General features: G+C 59.0%; 8 protein-coding genes. 2 read left to right on the top strand and 6 right to left on the bottom strand.

The window, feature by feature from the left end; all coding sequences use genetic code 11:
• Positions 1-273: 273 nt before the first annotated feature.
• On the top strand, positions 274-1,575 hold the full coding sequence (locus tag RTS12_RS18655; RefSeq protein WP_312531195.1) for a molybdopterin-dependent oxidoreductase: 1,302 nt from the start codon (positions 274-276) through the stop codon (positions 1,573-1,575).
• A 60-nt stretch (positions 1,576-1,635) separates the two neighbouring features.
• The gene (locus RTS12_RS18650; protein WP_312531194.1) at positions 1,636-2,052 is read left to right on the top strand and encodes a cytochrome C-552; all 417 of its coding nucleotides are present in this window, start codon (positions 1,636-1,638) and stop codon (positions 2,050-2,052) included.
• 257 nt (positions 2,053-2,309) lie between these two features.
• On the opposite strand, the gene RTS12_RS18645 is transcribed toward RTS12_RS18650, so the two are convergent.
• From RTS12_RS18645 to RTS12_RS18620, 6 genes are all read right to left on the bottom strand, one after another.
• Positions 2,310-3,335, bottom strand: a complete 1,026-nt coding sequence (locus RTS12_RS18645; protein ID WP_312531192.1) for a fatty acid desaturase — start codon at positions 3,333-3,335, stop codon at positions 2,310-2,312.
• A gap of 709 nt (positions 3,336-4,044) precedes the next feature.
• Positions 4,045-4,980: a metallophosphoesterase gene (locus tag RTS12_RS18640; RefSeq protein ID WP_312531190.1), complete on the bottom strand. Its 936-nt coding sequence runs from the start codon at positions 4,978-4,980 to the stop codon at positions 4,045-4,047.
• A 17-nt stretch (positions 4,981-4,997) separates the two neighbouring features.
• Entirely contained in the window at positions 4,998-5,864 is an 867-nt protein-coding gene (locus RTS12_RS18635; protein ID WP_312531188.1) for an ABC transporter permease, read from the bottom strand.
• Positions 5,864-6,796 carry an ABC transporter permease gene (locus RTS12_RS18630; RefSeq protein ID WP_312531186.1) on the bottom strand — a complete coding sequence of 311 codons (933 nt, stop codon included), beginning with the start codon at positions 6,794-6,796 and terminating at the stop codon, positions 5,864-5,866. The genes RTS12_RS18635 and RTS12_RS18630 overlap by 1 nt, the downstream gene beginning before the upstream one ends.
• On the bottom strand, positions 6,793-8,412 hold the full coding sequence (locus RTS12_RS18625; protein WP_312531185.1) for an ABC transporter ATP-binding protein: 1,620 nt from the start codon (positions 8,410-8,412) through the stop codon (positions 6,793-6,795). Before RTS12_RS18625 ends, RTS12_RS18630 begins: the two co-directional genes overlap by 4 nt.
• A gap of 50 nt (positions 8,413-8,462) precedes the next feature.
• Positions 8,463-9,134: ABC transporter substrate-binding protein (locus RTS12_RS18620; RefSeq protein WP_312531183.1), on the bottom strand; the 672-nt coding region annotated here is incomplete at its 5' end.

Raw genomic sequence — 9,134 nt, 5'->3', positions numbered from 1 at the left:
CGAGGCAAGATCCAACCAGCAGGCCTTGTCGCGACACACCACCACCAAAGCGCGGCGAGTGGGCTTGATCAAAAACCTTTTCGAAATGTCCAGCCGTACACATCGCTTATAGGCGAATTTCCGCCTCTTCCGGATTGAGGCCTCTTTTCCGGCAAGCATGCGTTGCGCTTGCATGCGTTTTCATGGACTGCAGCACCAGCCAGCAAAAGACACGGCGACCGCACGCAAATGGGCGTGATCGGTTGCCAAATGCAAGCAAGAGGAGGAAATCCCATGTCGGATAAAACTGAAAAACCAAGCTATATCATTGCGCTATCCCAAGACGACGCGACTGCACCCGCGCAAGCCAGCCGTCGCCGCTTTTTGAAAACCTCGGGCCTGACTGCATTGGGCGCCATGCTGGGGATGACCATCCCCTTCGAGCGCAACCTGCCCGCCGGGCTGATCCCGGTTGCATTGGCACAAGATACCGGCGCGGATTTCATGGCCGATAAATCTGGCCTGACCTTGCTTGGGGATCGTCCGGTGAATGCCGAGACCCCTGCTCATTTGCTGGATGACGACATCACCCCCTACAAGCATCTGTTCGTGCGCATGAACGGCCTTGTGCCCCAGACGGCCATTGACCAGAACGCCGAAGGCTGGACCTTGACCATCGACGGCGAGGTCGACACGCCCCTGACCCTGACCATCGACGATCTGAAATCGCAATTCGAGACCGTAACCAGCCGTCTGGTGATTGAATGCGGTGGCAATGGCCGCTCGTTCTTCCAGCCGGGCACCTCGGGCAACCAATGGACCATGGGCGCAATCGGCTGCCCGGAATGGACCGGCGTACGTCTGGCGGATGTCCTTAAGAAAGCCGGCGTGAAAAGCACCGCCGTCTATACCGGGCATTACGGCAATGACGTCCATCTGTCGGGTGATCCAGAGAAAGTCGTGATCTCGCGCGGGGTACCGATCGCCAAGGCGCTGGAAGAAGATGCGATTATTGCTTGGGCCATGAACGGCGAGCCTCTGCCCGCGCTGCACGGCTTCCCGCTGCGCCTGATCGTTCCGGGCTATCCGGCTTCGGTCTCGCAGAAATACCTGAACCGGATCTGGGTCCGCGACAGGGAACATGACGGCGCCAAGATGACCGGGGATTCCTATCGCATTCCGGCCTATCCGGTCGCGCCGGGGACCGAGGTTCCGCCCGAGGATATGGTGATCCTGACCGAAATGCCGATCAAATCGGTCGTGACCTTCCCCGAAACCGGCACCAAGGTCAAAGCAGGCGAGACGACCCAAGTGCGCGGTCAGGCATGGTGCGGCAAGGGAGATGTCGCCTCGGTCCATATCTCGACCGATTTTGGCGAAACCTGGCAAGAAGCGCGTCTTGAAGCTGCGCCCAACCGCTTTTCCTGGCAGCGCTGGCGCGCCGATGTCACCTTGCCCCAGCATGGTTACTACGAGATCTGGGCCCGCGCGACCGATCAGGACGGCATCAGCCAGCCGCCGCTTTCGCCGGTTTGGAACCCGCGTGGTTATGCCAACAACATTCAGCACCGCATCGCTTTGATCGCCGAGGCCTAAGGCCTTGTCGGCCCGCCTTTGGGCGGGCCGCAGCCTGTGAAACACATGATGGGAGTTTCTATGCCCCGTATTTTCTCGACCGCGGTCCTTGGTTTGTCGGCGCTGGTTCTTGGTGCAGGTCTGGCCCTGGCCGAAACACGGCTAGACCCGATGCAAGCCCTGCGCGGCCGCCCCGCTGGCAGCAATCCTTTGGACCCGATGACCGCGCTAAGTTCGGCGGCCTCATCTGCCAAAGAAGACGTGGTTGGCAATGCTGAATTTGAGGGCCTGCCTGATGGGCCGGGCGCCGAAGAGACCTATTATCAATGCGTCGCTTGCCATTCGACCGAGATCATCAAACAGCAGCGCGTCACCGATCTGCGCTGGGATGAGCTATGGACCTGGATGGCCAAGTCGCAAGGCATGGTCGAGCCAGATGAGGAAACCAAGCAGATTATCTTGGCCTATCTCAAAGAACATTTCTCATCCGAGAGATAAACAAAAGGCCGGGCTCATACCCGGCCTTTTTCGTAATTCAATCGGCTTTGCCTGCGGCGAAGAACGCCAGCCCCCGGCTGTGATCGTCTTTGATCGGACACATGTGACTGTGATCGTGCGTGATCGCAAAGGGGCTTTTCTTGAGCGTTCAATTGCGGCGCTCAGGCCAAATGCGCACCAGCTCTGACGGCGCTTGCGGCGGGCATGCCAGCTGGGCGAAAGGTGCAGCGCGCCAGCGCGCGCTGCATGCTTTGGGCCTAGGCGCGCGCCTCGGCAAAGGACATCAAGCGACCTTGCTCTTCATGCCACAGATGCAGCCTGGTGGTGGCAATGCTCTCGCGAATGGTCAGCCGCTGTGCCTCGGCCAATTCGCGGTGATCTCGGATCACCTCGGGCAGCCGATAAAAGGGAATGCGTGAGTAAAGGTGATGGACGTGGTGAATGCCGATATTGCCCGATAGCCAACGCAGGGGCTGAGGCAGGACATAATGCGAGCTGCCCTCAAGTGCGGCGTGATGCAGCTGCCAATCCGCGTCCTTGGCCCAATGGGTTTCCTCGAACTGGTGCTGGACATAGAAAAGCCAGACCCCAATCGAGGCCGCCACGATCGAAGTCGGCAAAAAGATCAAAAGCACGGGTTTCATCCCGCCAAACCAGACCATCAGTGCCAGCAAGGCCAGGATCATCGCATTGGTGCCCATGGCTGACACCCAATAGCGCCCACCCGATCGCACCAGCCCCAATGGCAGGCGATTTTGCAGCAAAAAGAGATAGGTGGGCCCCAGGACAAACAGCACCAAGGGATGGCGGTAAAGACGGTACATCAAGCGCCCAAACTTGGACCGCGCAAGATATTCATCAACCGTCAGCGTCATGACATCGCCGATCCCGCGCCGGTCCAGATTGCCATGATGCGCATGATGTATCGAATGGGTCCGCCGCCAAACCGCATAAGGCGTCAGCGTCAGCACCCCCAGGATACGGCCAATCCAATCCTGCGCGCGGCGATTGCCAAGAAACGAGCCATGGCCGCAATCATGCTGAATGATGAAGATGCGTACCAGAAATCCCCCGTTGAGCACGGCCAGCGCAAAGGCAAGCCAGGGGCTGGTCTCCATCGCCCTCCAGGCCAAGGCCCAGATACCGGCAAAGGGTAGCAAGGTCATCGCCAGCTCGAACAGGCTGCGCCGGGTCGAGGGCTCGCGATAACGTGCCAGCACGCTAAGCCACTCGCGCGCGCTACGGGGCGCCCCAGGGGCGTGCCCATGATTTTGATCTGTCATAAAGGCCTGATTGTTACTGCCAGCGCGATGCCGGAGGATTGCGACGAAGCCTTGGCAAAGAGCCACCATGCCAGGGATTTGTTCAGGCCCTTTTTCGGTTAAAGCGAGAGGCTTATGTTTTCAACAGCTTTTTTGGGACAAGGCCGGTATTCCCTGCGTCATGCGCGCGCAGTCATTGCCCCGCCCCGAGCAAAGCAGTTGCCAGGCGCCGGGATTAAGCCCTGCACTTTCAACTTGCTCGCATGCTCTTGGGTCTGCCGCGGGGCCGATTTCGCCTTTTCCGGTCGACCTGTCACGCTTGGCTCACAGGCGATCATGCTTGCGTCCTGCTCACGCATCTTTGGCCAATCTTGCGCGGCAAGGCCTCCTGCGCCACCCAATTTGCCCTGGCCTGAAATCCCCCCATTTGGCCAATTGGCATCAGTGAGGGCAGACATCCTCTACAAGACATCACCGCGCGGCTAAGGTTCCCGCAGCCCCCAGATTGGATTTGAGGACAGATTGGACCGTCGGGGATCTGCCATGATATTTGGCGGCAATGTCCGATTTGTGGCGCAAGGTGCTGAGCCGTCATCAAGGCCTCGCTCAGGGATCAGGTTGGCCCAAACCCGGTCCATTGACGCAATGGTTTCGCCGATGTGGCAGCCAGGGGGACGATGGCTGCCACATTGGCCCGGGCAATTCGCCATCACCCAGGGCCGTGCAGGGTTCAGGCCTCGACGTCGAGCTTGGTATCGATTTTCACCTCGGCGCTTGCCTCGGCATCGGCGCGGCCTTTGGTTTCGGCTTCGCTCAGAAAGTCCGGCACCTTTTGCCACTGATCCAGCTTCCAAGGGAACATCGCGGCGGGCAATTCGATATTGCGGTCAACATAGCCGTGGAAATGGACGGTGGCATCATCGCCCTCGGCCATGATCACCGCAAAATGCGCCGCCCCCTCATAACAGGCCTGTTGGCCCCTCATGCCGGGCAGGAAGGGGGCCACGCGATGCTGGTTGCCGCTGATCGAGACAACCGCATAACCGCCCCAGCTGCCCGCCGAGGTGATGTGACAATGGCCAGCGATGATCAGCGGGATCTCGACACCGCTTGCCTTCAGCACCGCTAACAGCTCCTCCGAGCGTGCCAAGCTGTAACGATCGACCGGCATATGCAGTTTCTGCGGATTATGGTGCAGGACCAGAATGACTTTCTGCTGCTTGTCGCGGGCAACTGCCAATTGCTCGGCCAACCACCCAAGGCGCGACTGACACAAGATCCCCTCGACATGGCCAGGCTCCGAGCTGTCGAGCATGATCACGCGATGCTGTCCGATTTCGCGCACGCCCTGAACGAAGCCATTGGCATCAAGCATCGGGTTTTGACCATGCGCCAGATAGATATTGCGATCGTCATGATTGCCCAAAAGCACGCATTGGGGCAAATCCAGACCAAGGCGCATGTCCTCGAACAGACGATAGGCGGCGGGATCGGCCTCATCGGCGATGTCACCGGCAAAGATGCACAGATCAGCGTCGCCATAAAGCTTGGCGGCATCCTCAAGCGCATTTGCAAAGCGCGCGGCCGTATCCAGCCCGTATTGAACCGTACCCGGCGCGCCAAGGTGAAGATCGCTCATTACGATGATTTTTGTTGGTTTGGTCATTTTACGTCCTTTCGAAGTCATGCTTGAGCAACCCGGTCACGCAACCAGTCGCCAATCAGCGAAACCGACAGGGTCGCAAGCAAGATGATGAAGCCGGGGATCAGGGCAAGCCATGGCGCATTGTAGATGTGATTGCGCCCCTGCCCCATCAGCACACCCAGGCTGGTGTCTGGCGGCTGGATGCCGATCCCCAGAAAATTCAAAGAGGTTTCCGCCAGAATGGTCGCTGGAAAATTCAGCGACATATTGACCAGCAAAATCCCCATCGCATTGGGTAGAATATGCAGCAGATAGATGCGCCAGGCCGGGGTGCCGGTCACGGTCAGCGCTTGAACAAAGGTCGCCTCTTTCGCGGAAAGCGCCACCGAGCGGGCAAGCCGCGTGTAACGCTCCCAGCCATAGATGCACATGATGACGATAAAGAGGCCCATATTCGCATCGGGCAGCACCGCCAGCAAAGCCAGCGCCAGAACCAAAAACGGCATGGTTGCCTGAAAGTCGACCAGCACCCCAATGGCATCATCGATCAGGCCGCCAGCCCAAGCCGCAATCAGGCCAAGCGCCGTGCCGATGATGGCGCCTCCGATGGTGCCGACAAAGGCGATCAGAAAGCTGACCTGGACTGCGCGCAGCAAAAGCGAAAGCATGTCTCGACCCAGATTGTCAGTGCCAGGCGGATGCGCCCAGTCACCGCCCATCAGAACCGGCGGAGCGAAGCGGTTCAGCAGATCGGTTGTGGCAATATCATAGGGCATCAACCATCGTGCAAAGACCGCGCATATAACCAAAACCAAGGTAAAGATCACCGAAGCCTTGATCAAAAGCGGCATGTCACCAAACCACGTCCGATTGGGTGCCGTAGCCATATCATTGATTACCGACATCATCGCGCCCTCCGCTTGGCATCGCGCAGTCGCGGGTCGATCCCCAGATAGCACAGATCAACCAGCAGATTGGTGACGATCATCGTCACGCCGATCAGCAAAATGGTGCATTGCACGACTGCGAAATCGCGCGCCCCGACGCTTTCGACCAAAAGCCTGCCCGTGCCCGGCCAGGAAAAGACGTTCTCGGTCACGACGCCGCCCCCGATCAGACTGCCAACGAACAGACCGGTGATGGTCAGCAAGGGCAGTGCCGCATTGGGCAAAACATGAGCGATCAACATTTTGACCTGCGAAAACCCGCTGGCCTTGGCGGTCTCGATCATCGGATGGTCCAGTACCTCGATCATCGCCGAACGGGTGAAGCGCGAAAAAATGGCGGCTTCGGCAATTGCCATGGTGAACATCGGCATAAGATATGAGCGCCAGTCGACAATGCCCGAGGGCGGCAACCAGCCAAGCTTGACCGAGAAAAGATAGATCAACAAAACCCCGATCAGAAAGTTCGGAATGGCAAAGCCGATGATCGACAAAAGCGTGATACCGCGATCCCAGATCGTGCCGCGCTGATAGGCCGACCAGATCCCCAGTGGCACGCCCAATGCCAGCGCCAGCAAGGTTGTGGGGATCATCAAAGCAAGCGTCGCCGGAACCCGCGCCAAGACCAAATCCAGCGCGGGCGCATTGGTGCGATATGAAAGCCCCAGATCGAATTGCAAAACATTGCCCAGATAGATCAGGAATTGCTGCCAAAGGGGCGCATTCAGCCCCCATTTCTCGCGAAAGGCTGCGATCGCGTCGACGCCTGCATCGGGGCCAAGGATTTGCATCGCCGGGTCGGCACTGATTTTCAGCGCAAAAAAGGTGAACGAGATCAGCAACAGCAGCGTCAGAAGCGCGCGACCAAATCGTCCGAGAATCCAAGAGATCATGACGCCAGGACCTTCTCTTTGCGATCCACCTGCGGCAATTGCGGCAGGGCCGCCAGAAGCGCGCGGGTATAGGCCTGTTTGGGGGCGCCCCAAACTTCCTCGACCGGTCCGGTTTCCACGACCTTGCCGTGCTGCATCACCAGAACGCGATCGCATAGATGGCGGATCACCGACAGATCGTGGCTGATGAAAAGGATGGCGATGTTCTGGCTCGCGCGGATTTCCAGCAGCGTGTTCAGAATGCGGGCCTGCACCGAGACATCCAGCGCCGAGACGCTTTCATCGCAGATCAGAATTTGTGGCGACAGCGCCAATGCCCGCGCGATGGTGGCGCGTTGGCGCTGGCCGCCCGACAGATTGCCGGGGCGGCGCAGATGATGTGCAGGCTCTAGCCCGGCGCGCAGCAATGCCTGACTTGCAAGCTGGTGGCGCTCGGTGCGTTTGCCGATGCCATGCACATCCAAGGGCTCGCGCACCTGCGACAGAATATGGCGCGAGGGGTCAAGCGCGCCGCGCGGGTCTTGAAAGATATATTGCATCTGCCGCCGGTCGGCCCGGCTGGCCCTGCGCCAGTCCATCGCTTGGCCGTTGATGCAAATCTCGCCCGCGCTTGGCGAAACCAGTCCGATTGCGGCTTTGGCCAGGGTCGATTTCCCAGAACCAGATTCGCCGACAATTCCCAAGATTTCATTGGCATGCAGGTCAAGGCTGATGTCATCGACCGCGCGAAAGCGGCTGCGGTCAGGGCGCATATAATCGACCGATATATTGCGCAGTGACAAAACAGGTGTGTGCTTGCGCTCAATGCGCGGCGCGGCGGGTAATGCGGCAACGGCCCGTCCTGCCTCAAGGTCCTTAAGCGTCGGCAGGCGCTGTCCCCGGTTTGCGGCCGATGGGATCGCCGCAATCAGGCTTTGCGTATATGCAGCGCGCGGCGCGCTCAGAACGTCAGCGGTCCGGCCGATCTCTTTGATCTGGCCCTGCTGTATGACCAGCACCCTGTCGCAAAACTCGGATACGACCCCAAGATCATGGGTGATGAACAAGATGCTCATGCCCGTCCGACGCATGCGCTCGCGCAAAAGCGAGAGAATGCCCGCCTGGATCGTGACATCCAGCGCTGTTGTGGGCTCATCTGCGATCAACAGGCGCGGCTCAGAGATCATGGCGCAGGCGATCATGATACGCTGGCATTGCCCCCCCGAAAGCTGATGGGGATAGCGCGACAGGATCGTGGCCGGATCTGCAAACCCGACTTCGGCAAGTGCCGTGGCCGCAGCCGCCTTATTCAGCCCGCGCAGCGCGAATTGACGATGAATGCGCATCAAAGGGTCCAGCGCACTCATCGGATCTTGAAAGATCATCGAGATCTTGTCCCCTCGGAGCGCCTCAAGCGCCTTTGGGTTCGAAAGATCATAGGTTTTTCCGTCAAAGGTCAGCCGACCACTGGCCTGGGCTTTGTCTGGCAGCAATCCGGTCAACGCCCGGCAGGACACCGTCTTACCCGAGCCAGATTCACCAACAATTCCCAAAATCTCGCCCCGACCAAGACCGAAATCCACGCGATCGACGACCCGGTTGCCGCCAAATGATACCGACAGCTGCGCAACCTCCATCAGGGGGTCGCCAAGTGCTGCGACCTCCTGTTGAATTCTGTGAAAGGGCGTCATTTGAACTGAATGCCCGTCGTCGTCAGATCAAGATAGTTGGTGGGCAGCGCATTCATCGTCAGCCGTTCATCATTGACGCCAAAGAACTGGGTCAAAAGATGAAGCGCCGAGCCATGCGGATTGGTGTCAAACCGGTCGAGCATCTCGTTAAAGGCCGCACGCCGCTCAGAGACGTCCATGCTGCTTGTCAGCGTCTCGCCCAGACGGGCCTGATCGGCATCGACAGCAAAGTACTTTGCCGCAGCCCAGCTGGAGTTCGTGCCGTAGCGGCGCCAGAACTGACCCATTGGATCGGGGTAATAGGCCGTGAATGAGGCATTGAAAATCGCGCGGTCCGGGGTGTCCTCATCGATCTGGGCCCAGGTTTCCTTGACATCAAGCTGGACGTTCAACCCGACTGCCGACCACATCGCCTGAAGGATCTGCGCGGTTTCGATCTCGTTGGTGTAATAGGCGTTCATCGTGCGATACGAGATCCGCTCGCCCTGATAGCCCGCCTCTTTTAACAGCGCCTTGGCCCGTTCGGGATCAAAGCTTGGGGCAGGACGATCCGCGAGGTACATCTCGCCAAAGGATTTCATCTGCCAGCCATTCGGCACTTCGGATAGGCCGTTGGGCACCTCGATTTTTCCTTGTTTTCCGCCGTTCAGGGCCGATTTGGCGGCCTG

It is taken from the genome of Paracoccus sp. (in: a-proteobacteria) (genome assembly GCF_032007265.1).
GTDB lineage: Bacteria > Pseudomonadota > Alphaproteobacteria > Rhodobacterales > Rhodobacteraceae > Paracoccus.
The sequence above is the reverse complement of the archived record's forward strand: the minus strand, read 5'-3'. Positions and strand labels throughout refer to the sequence as shown.